Raw genomic sequence first — 15851 nt, 5'->3', positions numbered from 1 at the left:
CCACCTCCAGGGAGCCCTCCGGAGGAGGAGATCCGACGATTCGGGGGGCGCGTCCGGTACCGTGAGGACCATGGCCACTCGAACGTCCCCTGCCCCGCGGGGCCAGCACCAGACCCGCAGCAAGGGAGCGTCCGCCGCTGCAGGAACGGGTCGCGGCAAGGCGCCCGCCAAGGATGCACAGCGAGCTCCGGCGAAGACGCGGCAGGTGCCGGTCTCCCCGGAACCCCAGCACGACGAGCGCCCGGCCTTCCCGCTGCGCGCCGTGCGCGCAGTCTGGATGGCGATGGCGCGCATCGCCGGCTCGGGGGTCCGCACCTTCGGTCACCAGGTCGACCCCGAGCGGGAGATCCGCCGTGACGGCACGGGATTCTTCCTGCTCCTGCTCGCCCTTGCCGTCGCCGCCGTCGAGTGGTGGGCCTTGACCGGCCTGCCCGCGGACATCGTGCACGCCGGCGCCGGCGGGACCTTCGGCTGGATGGCCCTGCTCCTGCCCTTCATGCTCGGCGTCGGCGCGGTGCGGCTCTTCCGCTACCCCGAGCGCCACCGGGCCAACAACCGCATCGCCATCGGGCAGCTCGTCGTCCTCTTCGCGGGCTCCGGGATCGCGCACCTCGTGGGCGGCAGGCCGGACCTCGCGGACGGCCTCGAGGCACTGTGGCGGGCCGGGGGAGTCGTGGGATTCCTCGTCGCCGGCCCGCTGAGCAGCATCCTCACGGCCTGGCCGGTCGCCGTCGTCCTGTCCGTCGCGATCTTCCTCGGTCTGCTGATCGTCACCGCGACCCCGTTCCGTCACATCCCGACGCGGCTCCGCGCCCTCTACGAGCACCTGATGGGCCAGGACCCGGATGCGGCGGACCACAGGCGCGAGGACGGCCACGACCAGAGCTACCTCTACGAGACGCACGGCGCCACGGCCGCAGCGGAACCGAGGAAGCGCAAGCGACTGTTCGGCAAGGACAAGGACCCACGCCCCACGGAGGGCGAGCACGGCGACGCGGACGGCTACGTCGGCGACGAGGCGTTCGAGCGCGCGGTCATCGAGGACGAGGAGCGCCGGGCGCGGGAGGCGGAGGCAGCCGTGCCCCCGGGCGTGCGCCGGCCCACGAAGCAGGAGCTCGCAGCGGAGGAGCTGAAGCGCTCGAGCGCTGCCCGGGTCCCGACACCCGAGTCGCGCGACCGTGCTCCCGAGGGCGCCACCGAGGCGATCGACGTCGTCCCGGCGGCAAAGGCCATGATCGTCCCGTCGACCCCGGTCCAGCCGCAGGCACCGCCGACACCCATCCCGCAGCGCACCGAGCAACTGCAGCTCGCGGGCGACGTCGCGTACACCCTGCCGCCGTCGGACTACCTGCCTGCCGGCACTCCGCCCAAGGAACGCTCCGAGGCGAACGACGCCGTCGTCGCCGCCCTGACACACACCATGGACCAGTTCAACGTGGATGCGAAGGTCACGGGCTTCTCCCGCGGCCCGACCGTCACGCGCTACGAGATCGAACTCGCTCCCGGCACCAAGGTGGAACGCGTCACGGCCCTCTCCAAGAACATCTCCTACGCCGTCGCCAGTTCGGACGTCCGGATCCTCTCGCCTATCCCGGGTAAGTCGGCGATCGGTATCGAGATCCCGAACACGGACCGCGAGACCGTCTCCCTCGGTGACGTCCTGCGGTCCGGCAATGCCCGGAAGACGGACCACCCGATGGTCATGGGTGTCGGGAAGGACGTCGAGGGAGGCTTCGTCGTCGCGAACCTCGCGAAGATGCCCCACCTCCTCGTCGCAGGAGCCACGGGCGCCGGAAAGTCGTCCTTCGTCAACTCCATGATCACGTCGATCCTCATGCGCTCCACGCCCGACGAGGTGCGCATGGTCATGGTGGATCCCAAACGCGTGGAGCTCACGGCGTACGAGGGCGTACCGCACCTCATCACCCCGATCATCACGAGCCCGAAGAAGGCGGCCGAGGCGCTGCAGTGGGTGGTCCGCGAGATGGACACGCGCTACGACGATCTCGCCAACTACGGCTTCAAGCACATCGACGACTTCAACAAGGCCGTGCGCAACGGGAAAGTCGTTCCGCCCGAGGGTTCCAAACGCGTCGTGCGGCCCTACCCGTATCTCCTCGTGATCGTGGACGAGCTCGCCGACCTCATGATGGTGGCCCCGCGCGACGTCGAGGATTCGATCGTGCGCATCACGCAGCTCGCGCGCGCGGCCGGCATCCACCTCGTGCTGGCCACGCAGCGTCCGTCGGTCGACGTCGTGACGGGCCTCATCAAGGCCAACGTGCCGTCCCGCATGGCGTTCGCGACCTCGTCGGTCACGGACTCGCGCGTGGTCCTCGACCAGCCGGGTGCCGAGAAGCTCATCGGCCAGGGTGATGCCCTGTTCCTGCCCATGGGCGCCTCGAAGCCCATGCGCGTGCAGGGCGCCTGGGTCACCGAGTCGGAGATCCATCGCGTGGTCGAGCACGTCAAGGGCCAGCTGCAGGCCGTCTACCGCGAGGACGTGGCCGTCGATGCCCCGAAGAAGCAGATCGACGACGACATCGGGGACGACCTCGACGTCCTCCTGCAGGCCACCGAGCTCGTGGTGACCACGCAGTTCGGCTCCACCTCCATGCTGCAGCGCAAGCTGCGGGTCGGCTTCGCGAAGGCGGGCAGGCTGATGGATCTGCTCGAGTCCCGCGGTGTCGTCGGGCCGTCCGAGGGTTCCAAGGCCCGCGACGTGCTGGTCAAACCTGATGACCTCGAGCCGGTGCTGGCCGCGATGCGCGGTGACGAGCCCGCAGCGCAGCCCGCTGCCGCGTCGGCCTCCGGCCAGCCGCCCATCGACCTCGTCGCCGACGACCTCGCCTCACGCGCCCAGGCCGTCGACTACCACGATGGTGCGGACGGCCCCGGTGCCGACGACGACGGCGACACCGACGCCTGGAACCTGACCGGCAGGTAGCCTGACACCGTGACCAGCTCTCCGACTCCGGCCGTGCCGGTGCTGAACATCGCGAACGTCCTCACGGTCGTGCGCATCCTCCTCGTCCCGTTCTTCATCTGGTTCCTCCTGCTCGACGACGGGAGGGCCGGCCTGTACCGGTGGCTGGCGGTCGCGACGTTCGTCATCGCCATCTACACGGACAAGCTCGACGGTGACCTCGCCCGGAGCAGGGGTCTCATCACCGACTTCGGGAAGATCGCCGACCCCATCGCGGACAAGCTGCTCATCGGCTCCGCGCTGATCCTGCTGTCCGTCCTCGGCGAGCTGTGGTGGTGGGTCACCCTCGTGATCCTCGTCAGGGAGCTCGGCATCACCCTGTTGCGTTTCGCCGTCATCCGGTACGGCGTCATGCCCGCCTCGCGCGGCGGGAAGCTCAAGACCGTGATCCAGACCGTGGCGATCCTGCTGTTCCTCGTGCCCCTGCAGGCCATCGCCGGCGCGTGGGCGTGGTGGCCGGCAGCCGTCGTGATGGCAGCGGCCGTGGTCATCACCGTCGTGACGGGCGTCGACTACGTCGTCCAGGCGCTCCGGCTCCGCGCGACCGCCCGACGGTGATGGGCGCGACGCACGCCGGGGAAGCGGTTGGCAGGCAGTGAACCGGGCCCGGACCACCGCCATCGCGGACGCCGCCGACGTCGTCGCCCTCGCCGTCAGGCTCGGGCTGACGGTGGCGACAGCCGAGTCCCTGACCGCCGGACTGGTGGCCTCGGCACTCGCCGATGTACCGGGCGCCTCGTCCGTGCTGCAGGGCGGCATAGTCGCCTACCAGGCGGACGTCAAGCACAAACTCCTCGACGTCGACGCGGAACTGCTCTCCAGCGCCGGCGCAGTCGATCCGCGGGTGGCAGCGGCCATGGCGGAGGGCGCACGCCGTGCCCTCGGGGCCGATATCGGTGTCGCGACCACAGGGGTCGCCGGGCCCACACCCCACCAGGGGAAAGCCGTGGGCACCGTCTTCACGGCGATCTCGACCGCCTCGCACACCGAGACCTACGCGCACCACTTCACCGGCGGTCGCGACGAGATTCGGAGAGCGAGCCGCGACGCCGTCCTCGTCGAGCTCCTCGAGGTACTCGGCCGGGGAACAAACACCCGACCGGACGAGTTATAAACACTGCCGGCCGTTGATAGGGTTGGCGACTAAGGCTCAAGCAGATCGGGCAGGTCATCATCATCGGGGCAGCCGTCCGCAGGGGCGCCGCATCTATGAGGGAGCAAGGCGAAACAGATGGTAAAGAAACAGATGGTAAAGCAGCCCGTATCCGTAAACGGCGTGGTCCGTTGGCGCGATGTGGGGTTGGCAGATGATGCACAACGCAAGCCCAAGGAGCGCAAAATGGTAGTTCTTTGCCATGAGATCGGCGACGTCCTCCGCGACGTCCGCCAGCGCCAGGGACGAACCCTGCGTGAGGTATCGCACAGTGCGAGGGTTTCCCTCGGATACCTCAGCGAGGTGGAGCGTGGACAGAAGGAAGCATCCTCTGAACTCCTCTCATCAATCTGCAGTGCACTCGAGGTGCCGCTCTCCTCGATGCTGCGGGAAGTCAGCGACCGCCTGGCAGAAGCAGAAGGCGTATCCATCCCGGATACCGTCCCCCAGGAGTTCTCCCGCGAATTTGGGGACGACCTGACCGACGAACTGAACGACGACTTCCGTCGGGGACTCGCGGCCACGAACCGCTAGTCACCCCACGACAAGGAAGGCCCGGCCCCGCAAGGGACCGGGCCTTCCTGCTGTCGACTACCAGTTGTCCTTGGTGTAGGTGCTGTTCAGCTGTGCGATCAGCGTGCCCAGCCGCGTGAGGTCCTCGACCTCCCAGTCCTCCATGAGCTGGTGGAACGCCTGTTTGCGGGCGGTCTGTGCGGCCACGAGCTGTCGCGTCCCGGCATCGGTCAGGGAGATGGACTGGGCCCGTCCGTCCAGCGGGTCCGCTTCCTTGCGCACCAGCCCGAGCTGTTCGAGCATCGCGATCTGACGGCTCACGGAGGGCTTCCCCACGCCGACGCTGGCCGCGATGTCCGTCAGGCGCATCGAGCCCTCGCGCTGGAGGATCACGAGCAAGCCGTAGGCAGCCGGTTCCATGTCCGGATGCACACGCCGGGCCACCTTGTAGGAATTCGACCGGGCCCTGCGCCACAGCATGCTCAACTGTTGCTCCAGGGCCTCGATGGCGGCGTCCGTATCGGCGTCGTCGCCGGGAGAGGGCATGAGGCCCGGGCCGGAGTCGGTAGTGCTCGGCTTCGCGTTCATGGGGCAATTGTAGGGTTCCGCGCGCCGGGTCCACCATGCGCCACCCTCCTGCAGGGCCTGCACCACCCCCGTCGGTGCCCTTCCCGCCGTCCGCCGGCGCCCTGTCCGCGGGGCGGAGCTCAGTCGGGGGACGCCATCCTGCGCGCGACCCCGAGTTGTGCGGACAATGGGGAGTGGCGGCCGAGCAGGAGCCGGAAGACGACGAGAACAGGAACACACCATGCGGTTGAGCGACTTCTGGCGATTGATGGACGACGAGTTCGGGGAGCGGTATTCGCGCACCCTGGCCCGCGACCTCGTCGTCGACGGGCTGGGTGACCGGACCGCGTCGGAGGCGCTGTCCTCGGGTGCGGACCCGAAGGCGGTCTGGGAGGCGGTATGCCGCGCGCAGGACGTCCCGCGCGAACGCTGGCTCGGGCGCGATGTGAAGCCGCACTGACACCCGCGGGAGCACGAGCCGAACACGCGCAGGTGACAGCGAATAATCGAATATCTGTTCGGTCGGGGATATGATGGGGCGTGAGGCGGAGCGCTCTTGTGCACATAGCGGCAGGCCCACCACAAACTGTCGGCGCAGCCCCATACAGTCGAGAAGAACACGTACACCGGCCGGATGGCCATGGATAACCGAGGTGAAGAATGGCCGCTCCAGACCGCGAGAAAGCACTTGAAGCAGCTCTCGCCCAGATCGACAAGCAGTATGGCAAAGGCTCCATCATGCGGCTCGGCGACGAGACCCGTGCGCCCATCGAGACCATCTCCACGAGCTCCATCGCCCTGGACGCCGCGCTGGGTATCGGTGGACTTCCCCGCGGCAGGGTCGTCGAGATCTACGGGCCCGAGTCCTCGGGCAAGACCACCGTGGCCCTGCATGCCGTCGCCAGCGCCCAGCGCAATGGTGGTATCGCCGCCTTCATCGATGCCGAGCACGCCCTGGACCCCGAGTACGCCAAGCGGCTCGGCGTCGACACGGATGCGCTCCTCGTCTCGCAGCCGGACACCGGCGAGCAGGCGCTGGAGATCATGGACATGCTCGTGGGCTCGGGTTCCATCGACATCGTCGTCATCGACTCGGTCGCGGCGCTCGTGCCGCGTGCCGAGATCGAGGGCGAGATGGGCGACAGCCACGTCGGCCTGCAGGCCCGTCTCATGAGCCAGGCGCTCCGCAAGATCACGGGACGCCTCAGCCAGACCAAGACCACGGCCATCTTCATCAACCAGCTGCGGGAGAAGATCGGTGTGTTCTTCGGCAGCCCCGAGACCACCACGGGTGGCAAGGCGCTGAAGTTCTACGCGTCGGTCCGCATCGACGTCCGCCGCATCGAGACGCTGAAGGAAGGCGTCAACCCCGTGGGCAACAGGACACGGGCGAAGATCGTCAAGAACAAGATGGCTCCGCCGTTCAAGCAGGCCGAATTCGACATCCTCTACGGTCACGGCATCTCCCGCGAGGGCGGGCTGATCGACGTCGGCGTGGAGAACGCCCTGGTCAAGAAGTCCGGTGCCTGGTTCACCTACGACGGCGACCAGCTGGGTCAGGGCAAGGAGAACGCCCGGAAGTTCCTGATCGACAACCCGGATCTCGCGGATGAGCTGGAGCAGAAGATCCGGGTCAAGCTGGGTATCGGTGTCCAGGTCGAGGAGCCCGAGGCGCCCAAGCTCAAGGCCGTCAGCGGCGAGTAACCGCCATGCCAGGAGACGCCGGTGCCGATTCCGTCGGCTGGGGAACGTCCTTCGATCGCTTCGGCACCGACAGCTCTGCCGCGTCCCCCGACACCGTGGACGAGCAGGCGAAGCCCACGCGCAAGGGGCTCCAGCGGTCGAGATCGGGGTTCGGCCCGACATCCTCCTTCGGCAAGCCCTCTCCCCGCCGCACCGGTGCCGGTGCGGCGGGGAGAGGAAGCGCCCGCGGGCGGACGTCGGAGGCGGGGCGGACGCAGCGCCGTGATCGGTCGGGCCCGGGTGCCCGGACCTTCGAGGATCCGTTCGGACCTGTGGTCGGGTCCTCTGCCGGCGACGCCGATCAGGGCGACGCTGCCGCCACCGACGACGGGCTGACCAGCGGCAGGAGTGGCGGGCGCGGCGGTACCGGACGGCGCTCGTCGACGACCCGACGGACAGGGGCGGGAGCCCGGGCCGGTCGGTCGGGTGCGGATGCCGAAGCCGGGTCCTCCGAGCCCCCAGCAGCGAAGAGTGACGAGGACTGGTCCTCGCTCGCCAGGGCGGTCGCGCTGCGCCAGCTGGCCCTGGGTGCCAGGAGCCGCCACCAGCTTCAGGGCAAGCTGACCGAGCGCGAGGTGCCCCCCGGCATAGCGTCCGCCCTCCTCGACCGCTTCGAGGAGGTGCAGCTCATCGACGATGCCGAGTTCGCCCGCATGTGGGTCCGCACGCGGGTCGCCGCGAAGGCGCTCTCGCGGTCGTCCCTGCGGCGGGAGCTGGCGGAGAAGGGCATCGCGGCTGACCTCGCCGAAGATGCTCTCGGTCAGCTCACCGACGAGGAGGAGCTCGAGCAGGCGCGCACTGTCATCCGGCGGAAGCTCCGCGGCAGCGTCGACCTGACCGACCGCGGGGTGCGTGACAAGGAGATTCGCCGCCTCGTCGGGGTGCTGGCGCGGAAGGGGTACAACCCGGGCAGTGCGTTCGCCATCGTCAAGGACGTCATCGCCGAGGCACGGACCTCGGCGGAAGCGGAGTGACCGCCCGCTGCCGCGATTGTGGGCGTCGGGGGCGCCGGTCGTACGCTTGACGGCGTGAGCATGACACTTCCCGTTCCCCTCGATGACGCCGGCAGCATGCGGACCCCGGCTTCTGCCGCCGAACCCCGCACCTACGAGGTACGCACCTTCGGCTGCCAGATGAACGTCCACGACTCCGAACGCATCTCCGGTCTCCTCGAGGACGCGGGGCTCCGCCGCATCGAGCACGGTCAGGCGGATGTCGTCGTCTTCAACACGTGCGCCGTGCGCGAGAACGCGGACAACAAGCTCTACGGGAACCTCGGCATGCTGAAGGCCATCAAGGAGACGCATCCCGGGATGCAGATCGCCGTGGGTGGCTGCCTCGCGCAGAAGGATCGGGACACCATCCTCGCGAAGGCTCCGTGGGTCGACGCCGTCTTCGGCACCCACAACATCGGTTCCCTGCCGGCACTGCTGGACCGGGCCCGGCACAATCAGGACGCGCAACTCGAGATCCTCGAGTCGCTCGACGTCTTCCCGTCGACGCTGCCGACCAGGCGCGAGTCCGTCTACGCGGGGTGGGTGTCCATCTCGGTGGGCTGCAACAACACCTGTACCTTCTGCATCGTCCCGTCGCTCCGGGGCAAGGAGCGGGACAGGCGCCCGGGCGAGATCCTCGCCGAGATCGAGGCGCTCGTCGCGGACGGCGCCGTCGAAGTGACCCTGCTGGGCCAGAACGTCAACTCCTACGGGGTCGAGTTCGGTGACCGGGGTGCGTTCGCGAAGCTCCTGCGTGCCTGCGGCACCATCGAGGGACTCGAACGCGTGCGTTTCACGAGCCCGCACCCGGCGGCGTTCACGGACGACGTCATCGACGCGATGGCGGAGACACCGAACGTCATGCCGCAGCTGCACATGCCGCTGCAGTCCGGCTCCGACCGCGTGCTCAAAGCCATGCGCCGCTCGTACCGGTCCTCGCGCTTCCTCGGCATCCTGGACCGCGTCCGGGAGCGTATGCCGGACGCCGCGATCTCCACCGACATCATCGTCGGCTTCCCGGGGGAGACCGACGAGGATTTCCAGGCCACCCTCGACGTCGTCGAGCAGTCCCGGTTCGCCACGGCGTTCACCTTCCAGTACTCGAAACGGCCGGGCACGCCGGCGGCCGACCTGCCGGACCAGCTCCCCAAGGCCGTGGTCCAGGAGCGCTTCGAACGATTGACCGCGCTCCAGGACCGGATCGCCCGCGAGGAGAATGCGCGGCAGGTCGGCAGGCTGGTGGAGGTGCTCGTCACCGACCAGCAGGGCCGGAAGGGGGGCGAGACCCATCGGCTGACCGGGCGGGCACGTGACCAGCGTCTGGTGCACTTCTCGGTGCCGCAGGGAGGGGAGGTGCCGCGGCCGGGCGACGTGGTGACGGTTCCCGTGACGGAAGCCGCGTCCTTCCACCTCCTGTCCGACCCGACGATCGCCGAGTACTCCCTCCGCCGATCGCGGGCGGGCGATGCGTGGGACAGGAGCCAGGCCGAATCGTGCGGTGTCCCGGCGCCGGCCGACGGGACGGTCCGCGGCGTGTCCCTCGGCATGCCGGCACTGCCCGTCCGCGGGAACGCCGGGTGACCCTGCCGGTCGTCGCCGTCGTCGGGCCGACGGGCGTGGGCAAGTCCGACCTCGCCGTCTCGCTGGCGGAGCAGCTGCGCGGTGAGATCATCAATGCCGATGCCCTCCAGCTCTACCGTGGAATGGACATCGGGACGGCGAAGCTCGACGTCGAGGCCCGGCGGGGGATCGAGCACCACCTCCTCGACGTGCTCGACGTGACGGACGAGGCGAGCGTGGCCGCCTATCAGGAGGATGCCCGTCGATGCATCGACGACATCCGCAGCCGCGGGCGGCTGCCCATCCTCGTCGGTGGCTCCGGGCTCTACCTCCGAGCGGTTCTCGATCGGCTGGAGTTCCCCCCGACCGACCCCACCGTGCGGGCCGGGCTGGAGGCGGAGCTGGCCGAGAGCGGCAGTCCTTCCTTCCGCGAGCGTCTCCGGCTGGTGGACCCGGTGTCCGCCGAGCGCATCACGGATGACCGCCGCCTTGTGCGCGCGCTGGAGGTCCACGCGATCACCGGCCGCCCCTTCAGCGCGTTCATGCCGACACGCGAGTACCATCGGCCCGCCGTGCAGATCGGCCTGGGCCTCGATCGCGAGATCCTGCGCGAGCGCCTCTCCGCCCGCGTCCACGCCATGGTCTCCGGCGGGCTCCGGCACGAGGTCGAGCAGCTCGCGGCGATCGGGCTGCGCGAGGGGCGGACGGCGTCCCGGGCCCTCGGTTACGCCCAGTTCCTTCAGGTCATCGACGGGACGATGACCGCGGCGGACGCCGTCGAGGACACGATCGGTGCGACGCGCAGGTTCGCCAAACGCCAGCTCACCTGGTTCCGCGGCGATTCCCGCGTGCGCTGGCTGGACGGGCGGATGCCGGGGCTCGCGGAGGCCGCCGTCGGCCTGGTCCACGGCCACGGGGACCTATCCTAGGACCGTGACCGAATCGCGCAGCACCACCCGTCCCACCCCGTCGTCGACCGGCGCCTCCGCACCGGCGGGGTTGTCCTTCACGAAGGGCCACGGCACCGGCAACGACTTCGTCCTGACGCTCGATCCCGAAGGTGTCGGTCCGACGGACCCGGCGTTCGTCGCACGGCTCTGCGACCGGCATCGGGGTATCGGCGCGGATGGTTACATCCGTGCCGTGCGATCGTCGGCGCTCCCCGAGGGTCGGGCCCTGCTGCAGACCGAACCCGCCGCGGAATGGTTCATGGACTACCGCAACGGAGACGGTTCGGTGTCCGAGATGTGCGGGAACGGGGTCCGGGTCTTCGCCCACTTCCTGCTCGCCGCGTCGGTGGCGGAGCTCCCGGAGGGCGGCGAATTGGCCATCGGGACGCGAGCCGGCGTCAAGCGCGTCACCCGGTCCGGGAGCGGCTACGCCGTGGACATGGGGCCGTGGGAGTTCATCATGCCCGAGGCCGCTGTCTCCCGCGGCATGGACTCGCTCGTCGACGTCGGCGGGCTGGACGTCGACCGCCCGGCGCTGTCCGTCAGCATGGGGAACCCGCACACCGTCGTGGCGCTGGCAGAGCGGGCGGAGCTGGATCTCGTGGAGTTGCACCGCGCGCCGGTCGTCGATCCGCCGCCCGTGCACGGGACCAACGTCGAGCTCGTGGTCCCGTCGGATCCGCTGATCGGGGCGGACGGGGTGGGCCGCCTCACCATGCGGGTCCATGAACGAGGCGTCGGGGAGACGCAGTCCTGCGGAACAGGCGCGTGCGCCGCTGCCGCCGCCACGCGCTTCTGGGCCGGACCGACCGCGCCGGCGCAGTGGCTCGTGACGGTGCCCGGCGGCGTCGTCGGCGTGACGTTCTTCGACGGCCCGGAGGGCCGCGAACACGTGCAGCTGAGCGGACCGGCCGTCCTCGTGGCCGACGGCACCCTCCTGCCGGGGTTCTGACCTCCGCCGGCCCGGCTCAGCGAGCCTCCCGGTTCACCTCGATGATGCGGAAGGACTTCGAGGTCTCGGCGCGCCGGACAGCGAAACCGCTGGGCAGTTCATCCCCGAGCCAGCGCTGCAGCGAGTCGGCTCCGAGGTTCTTCTGGACGACGAGCCATGCCCGACCGCCGGGAGCCAGGCGTGGGAGCCAGCGGAGCAGCAGTGCGTGGAGGTCCTGTTTGCCGATCCGGATCGGCGGATTCGACCAGATGGTGTCGAACTCCACAGCCGCATCCACCTCGTCCGGTAATGACGCCCTGACGTTCGTCAGGCCCAGACGCGTCGCGTTCTCCCGCGTGAGCGCGATGCACCGCTCGTTGATGTCGACCGCGTGCACGGTGGCCTCCGGCGCACGGAGCGCCATGGTCAGGGCGATCGGGCCCCAGCCGCTGCCGATGTCCAGCATCCGCCGGCCCTCGGGAGCGGGGACGCCGTCCAGCAGGATCCGCGTACCCTTGTCCACGCCGTCCGGGCTGAAGAGGCCCGACGACGTCACGAGGTCCCGCCGCTCCCCGGCGAGGACGACCGACAGCGGTCTGCGCGTGTCCGGTCCTGCCGGCTGCGCGCTGAAGTAGTGCTGGGATTCCATGAGGGAAAGCCTAGTGGGAGCCGACGGGCACGCTGCGCCGCCGCGGTTTCGCGCTGGGAGAAGCGGCTGCCTCCCCTCCGCCGAGGAGACGTAGAATTGATCTACCAACTTCTAGGGAGACTATGACCACGAACAACGGACCTTCCACCGGAGCCGACATGGGCCCGGAGGAAATCCAGGCCGTCATCGATCGAATCCTCGCCAGCGACGAAGCTGCCGCGGCCAAGACGCAGACCGGGACAACGCCGGAGCAGGGCGGCGCACCGACGGAGAAGACGTGGCGCTCACGCGCTCTCGCCCTGTCCAGCGAGGAGGAGCTGCACACGACGGACGGCGATCAGCAGGATCTCGCGGAGCGCCGCGCGCTGCGCCGGGTTGCCGGACTGTCGACGGAACTCGAGGACGTCACCGAGGTCGAGTACCGCCAGCTGCGGCTCGAGCGCGTCGTCCTCGCCGGACTCTGGAGTGAAGGGACGGCGCAGGACGCCGAGAACTCCCTCCAGGAACTGGCGGCCCTCGCCGAGACGGCAGGGTCCGAGGTCCTCGACGGAATCGTCCAGCGTCGGCTCAAACCGGACCCCGGGACGTTCCTCGGATCGGGCAAGGCACAGGAACTGAAGACGATCGTTCAGGCGACGGGAGCTGACACGGTGATCGTGGACAGCGAACTGTCGCCGTCACAGCGCCGCGGACTCGAGGACATCGTCAAGGTCAAGGTCATCGACCGGACGGCCCTGATCCTCGACATCTTCGCCCAGCACGCCAAGTCCCGCGAGGGCAAGGCGCAGGTCGAACTGGCTCAGCTGGAGTACCTGCTCCCGCGACTCCGCGGCTGGGGAGAGTCGATGTCACGTCAGGCGGGTGGCCAGGTCGGCAGCGCCAGCGCCGGCATGGGATCACGCGGTCCGGGTGAGACGAAGATCGAACTCGACCGACGCAAGATCCGCACCCGCATGGCGAAACTGCGCCGGGAGATTGCCGCGATGAAGCCCGCGCGGGACACCAAGCGGTCCAACCGCCGCCGGAACCAGGTGCCGTCGGTCGCTATCGCCGGGTACACGAACGCGGGCAAGTCCTCACTGCTAAACCGCCTCACGGACGCCGGAGTCCTCGTCGAGAACGCCCTGTTCGCGACGCTCGATCCGACGATCCGCAAGGCGGAGACTCCGGACGGCATCGGCTACACGCTCGCCGATACGGTCGGCTTCGTCCGATCGCTGCCCACCCAGCTGGTCGAGGCGTTCAGATCGACCCTGGAGGAGGTGGCGGACTCGGACCTCATCCTGCACGTCGTCGACGCTTCGCATCCGGACCCCGAGGGCCAGATCGCTGCGGTCCGCACCGTGCTGACCGAGGTCGACGCGCGGGACGTCCCCGAGATCATCGTGCTCAACAAGGCCGACGCGGCCGATCCGTTCGTCATCGAGCGGCTGCGCCAGCGGGAGCCGCGCACGGTCGTGGTGTCCGCACGGACCGGAGCCGGACTGACCGAACTCCGCCAGCTGATCAGCACGAGCATCCCGCGCCCCGGCGTGAAGCTCGATCTGATGGTGCCCTACGAGCACGGCGAGATCGTGAGCCGCCTCCACGAGGAGGACGCCGAGATCCTCGGTCTGGAGCACGTCGACGAGGGAACCCGCCTCGAAGTGATGGTCCGGGAAGGACTGGCAGCCGAGCTGGAGCCCTACGTCCGGCATGACTGACAGCACGCGGTCCGGCGCCGCCGTCGCGGCGCCGGACGCAGCGCGCGCCTCCCCGGAATCCCGCCACGCGCTCGAACTGCTCGACGCCGCCGTCGCTGCCATGGGTGGCGAGATGCGCGCCGGGCAGCACGAGATGGTCCGGCAGGTGAGCGAGGCGATCCACTCCGGCGACCATCTCCTCGTCCAGGCCGGCACCGGGACGGGCAAGTCGCTCGCCTACCTCGTGCCGCTCATCGCCCACGCCATGGACAGCGACCGCCCATCGGTCGTCTCCACGGCGACCCTCGCGCTGCAGGCCCAGATCGTCGGCCGCGATCTTCCCCGGCTCCTCGAAGCCGTCCGGCCGGCACTGACGCGCCCGGTCGATGTCGCGCTCCTCAAGGGGCGCTCGAACTATGCGTGCCTGCACAAGACCGGTGGCGGATTCCCGGAGGAGGACGCCCCGGACGCGCTCTTCAGTCTCGGCGAGGACGCCGCCCCGCATCCCACACCCGCCGTCGGTGCGGGAGGTGCCGCCTCCGCCCTCGGCCGGGAAGTCGTTCGGCTCCGCGAGTGGGTGGAGGAGACCGCGACGGGCGACCGCGACGACCTGGTGCCCGGAGTGAGCGATCGTGCCTGGCGGCAGGTCTCGGTCTCCAGCATGGAGTGCCTCGGCGCTGCCCGGTGTCCCGTCGCCCAGGAATGCTTCAGCGAGAAGGCCCGTGCCGCCGCCGCAGACGCCGACATCATCATCACGAACCACGCGATGCTCGCGATCAGCGCCTTCGAAGGCCTCGCCGTCCTGCCCGAGTACGACGTCGTCGTCATCGACGAGGCCCACGAGCTGCACGACCGCGTGACAGGAGCGGTCTCGGGGCAACTCTCCGCCTCGATGGTGAGCGCGGCCGCCACGGGTCTGCGGAGGCACGCATCCATCGCGACGACGGCCCTCGACTCCGCCGCGACCGCCTTCGAGGCGGCCTCCGAGCTGGTTCCCTCCGGACTCCTGCCGGGCGGCCTGCCGGAGGACCTCGAGCAGGCACTCGCCCAGGTCCGTGACGCAGCGCGCGCGGCGTTGTCGGATTCGAAAGCGGAGGGCAAGTCGGAGGCTGACGCCGATGGCGGGCGGCAGATGGCACGCTCGCGGGCGTCGCTCGTGTTCGAGCTCGCCGAGCGCATCCTCGCCGCCTCCGACCTCCGGGAGGTGGTCTGGGCATCCCGTCCCAGCAGCTTCACCCCTGGTTCCGGCTACGCTCCACCCGACGAGAGTGCCCCCGCCACCTTCAACGTCGCACCCCTCTCGGTAGCGGGCCGGTTGCGGGAAGGTCTCTTCGAGGACCACACGGTCATCCTCACCTCCGCGACGCTCGCGATCGGCTCGGAGTTCGGGCCCGTCGCGGGGTCCCTGGGACTCAGCGGCCCCGGTGCCCCTGCCTGGACGGGCATCGACGTCGGAAGTCCCTTCGACTATCCGCGGCAGGGCGTGCTGTATGTCGCGAAGGACCTGCCGAAACCGGAGCGAGGCAGCTCGGACGCGCAGCTCGCGGAACTCCTGACGCTCCTGCAGGCCTCCCGCGGAGGCGCGCTCGGTCTCTTCTCGTCGAAGCGGGCCGCGGAGGAGGCCGCGGAAGCACTGCGCCCGAAGGTCGACTTCGAGATCCTGTGCCAGGGCGAGTCCTCACTCGCCGCGCTGGTCACGCAATTCGCGGACGAGCCCGACACCTGCCTGTTCGGCACCATGTCGCTCTGGCAGGGCGTCGACGTCCCGGGGGCATCCTGCCGCCTCGTCGTGATCGACCGCATCCCGTTCCCCCGCCCCGACGACCCGCTGATGACCGCACGCACGAGGGACGTGGCCCGCAATGGAGGTAACGGATTCATGAGCGTCTCGGCCACGCACGCCGCCGTCCGCCTGGCACAGGGTGCGGGCCGCCTCATCCGCGCTGCAGGGGACCGTGGAGTGGTGGCGGTCCTGGACAGTCGGCTCGCCACGGCCCGCTACGGGGGATTCCTGCGATCGGCACTCCCGCCGTTCTGGGCCACGACGGACAGGGCGACCGTCACGGGAATCCTCGAGCGGCTCTCGGCGCGCTGACGCAGCAGAGGGAGGACGCCGGCGGTG

14 protein-coding genes are annotated in these 15851 nt (G+C 69.6%); 12 read left to right on the top strand and 2 right to left on the bottom strand.

The annotated features are described in order from the left end of the window. The first annotated feature begins 70 nt into the window (after window positions 1-70). The 4 genes from FJV46_RS00260 to FJV46_RS00245 all read left to right on the top strand — a co-directional run bounded on the left by FJV46_RS00260 (window position 71) and on the right by FJV46_RS00245 (window position 4673). A complete protein-coding gene (locus tag FJV46_RS00260; RefSeq protein WP_087030546.1) occupies window positions 71-2947 on the top strand; it encodes an FtsK/SpoIIIE family DNA translocase in 2877 nt (958 codons plus the stop codon). Between the two features lie 9 nt (window positions 2948-2956). After that, window positions 2957-3544, top strand: a complete 588-nt coding sequence (gene pgsA, locus FJV46_RS00255; protein WP_087030543.1) for a CDP-diacylglycerol--glycerol-3-phosphate 3-phosphatidyltransferase — start codon at window positions 2957-2959, stop codon at window positions 3542-3544. A 37-nt stretch (window positions 3545-3581) separates the two neighbouring features. Then, entirely contained in the window at window positions 3582-4100 is a 519-nt protein-coding gene (locus FJV46_RS00250; RefSeq protein WP_232008616.1) for a CinA family protein, read from the top strand. A 132-nt stretch (window positions 4101-4232) separates the two neighbouring features. After that, window positions 4233-4673: a helix-turn-helix domain-containing protein gene (locus FJV46_RS00245; protein WP_087030540.1), complete on the top strand. Its 441-nt coding sequence runs from the start codon at window positions 4233-4235 to the stop codon at window positions 4671-4673. Window positions 4674-4730: 57 nt separating this feature from the next. On the opposite strand, the gene FJV46_RS00240 is transcribed toward FJV46_RS00245, so the two are convergent. Further along, window positions 4731-5240 carry a MarR family winged helix-turn-helix transcriptional regulator gene (locus tag FJV46_RS00240; RefSeq protein WP_306298295.1) on the bottom strand — a complete coding sequence of 170 codons (510 nt, stop codon included), beginning with the start codon at window positions 5238-5240 and terminating at the stop codon, window positions 4731-4733. 220 nt (window positions 5241-5460) lie between these two features. Here FJV46_RS00240 and FJV46_RS00235 point away from each other — a divergent pair, with 220 nt between their 5' ends. From FJV46_RS00235 to dapF, 6 genes are all read left to right on the top strand, one after another. Next, window positions 5461-5679, top strand: a complete 219-nt coding sequence (locus FJV46_RS00235; RefSeq protein ID WP_087030537.1) for a DUF3046 domain-containing protein — start codon at window positions 5461-5463, stop codon at window positions 5677-5679. A 200-nt stretch (window positions 5680-5879) separates the two neighbouring features. Beyond that, the gene (gene recA, locus FJV46_RS00230) at window positions 5880-6923 is read left to right on the top strand and encodes a recombinase RecA (protein WP_087030534.1); all 1044 of its coding nucleotides are present in this window, start codon (window positions 5880-5882) and stop codon (window positions 6921-6923) included. A 5-nt stretch (window positions 6924-6928) separates the two neighbouring features. Continuing rightward, complete coding sequence (locus FJV46_RS00225; protein ID WP_087030531.1) at window positions 6929-7936, top strand: regulatory protein RecX; 1008 nt, start codon at window positions 6929-6931, stop codon at window positions 7934-7936. A 54-nt stretch (window positions 7937-7990) separates the two neighbouring features. Next, window positions 7991-9538, top strand: coding sequence for a tRNA (N6-isopentenyl adenosine(37)-C2)-methylthiotransferase MiaB (gene miaB, locus FJV46_RS00220; protein WP_370684696.1), 1548 nt, complete (start codon window positions 7991-7993; stop codon window positions 9536-9538). Continuing rightward, entirely contained in the window at window positions 9535-10446 is a 912-nt protein-coding gene (gene miaA, locus FJV46_RS00215; RefSeq protein ID WP_087030525.1) for a tRNA (adenosine(37)-N6)-dimethylallyltransferase MiaA, read from the top strand. Before miaB ends, miaA begins: the two co-directional genes overlap by 4 nt. A 4-nt stretch (window positions 10447-10450) precedes the next feature. Continuing rightward, window positions 10451-11419, top strand: coding sequence for a diaminopimelate epimerase (dapF, locus tag FJV46_RS00210; RefSeq protein WP_087030522.1), 969 nt, complete (start codon window positions 10451-10453; stop codon window positions 11417-11419). Window positions 11420-11435: 16 nt separating this feature from the next. Here dapF and FJV46_RS00205 read toward each other — a convergent pair whose 3' ends face one another. Continuing rightward, window positions 11436-12047 carry a class I SAM-dependent methyltransferase gene (locus FJV46_RS00205; protein WP_087030519.1) on the bottom strand — a complete coding sequence of 204 codons (612 nt, stop codon included), beginning with the start codon at window positions 12045-12047 and terminating at the stop codon, window positions 11436-11438. A 122-nt stretch (window positions 12048-12169) separates the two neighbouring features. Here FJV46_RS00205 and hflX point away from each other — a divergent pair, with 122 nt between their 5' ends. Beyond that, a complete protein-coding gene (gene hflX, locus FJV46_RS00200; RefSeq protein ID WP_087030516.1) occupies window positions 12170-13750 on the top strand; it encodes a GTPase HflX in 1581 nt (526 codons plus the stop codon). Continuing rightward, window positions 13743-15824, top strand: a complete 2082-nt coding sequence (locus tag FJV46_RS00195; protein WP_087030513.1) for an ATP-dependent DNA helicase — start codon at window positions 13743-13745, stop codon at window positions 15822-15824. Before hflX ends, FJV46_RS00195 begins: the two co-directional genes overlap by 8 nt. Window positions 15825-15851 lie beyond the last annotated feature (27 nt).

It is taken from the genome of Arthrobacter agilis, from assembly GCF_006494655.1.
GTDB lineage: Bacteria > Actinomycetota > Actinomycetes > Actinomycetales > Micrococcaceae > Arthrobacter_D > Arthrobacter_D agilis.
Note: the sequence above shows the minus strand (reverse complement) of the source record. Positions and strands in the feature narration are given on the sequence as shown.

Bases quoted from the DNA above. Each gene is read 5' to 3' on its own strand.
- FJV46_RS00260 (WP_087030546.1), top strand. From the start codon at position 71: ATGGCCACTCGAACGTCCCCTGCCCCGCGGGGCCAGCACCAGACCCGC.
- FJV46_RS00245 (WP_087030540.1), top strand. From the start codon at position 4,233: ATGGTAAAGCAGCCCGTATCCGTAAACGGCGTGGTCCGTTGGCGCGAT.
- FJV46_RS00240 (WP_306298295.1), bottom strand. From the start codon at position 5,240: ATGAACGCGAAGCCGAGCACTACCGACTCCGGCCCGGGCCTCATGCCC.
- FJV46_RS00235 (WP_087030537.1), top strand. From the start codon at position 5,461: ATGCGGTTGAGCGACTTCTGGCGATTGATGGACGACGAGTTCGGGGAG.
- recA (WP_087030534.1), top strand. From the start codon at position 5,880: ATGGCCGCTCCAGACCGCGAGAAAGCACTTGAAGCAGCTCTCGCCCAG.
- FJV46_RS00225 (WP_087030531.1), top strand. From the start codon at position 6,929: ATGCCAGGAGACGCCGGTGCCGATTCCGTCGGCTGGGGAACGTCCTTC.
- FJV46_RS00205 (WP_087030519.1), bottom strand. From the start codon at position 12,047: ATGGAATCCCAGCACTACTTCAGCGCGCAGCCGGCAGGACCGGACACG.
- hflX (WP_087030516.1), top strand. From the start codon at position 12,170: ATGACCACGAACAACGGACCTTCCACCGGAGCCGACATGGGCCCGGAG.
- FJV46_RS00195 (WP_087030513.1), top strand. From the start codon at position 13,743: ATGACTGACAGCACGCGGTCCGGCGCCGCCGTCGCGGCGCCGGACGCA.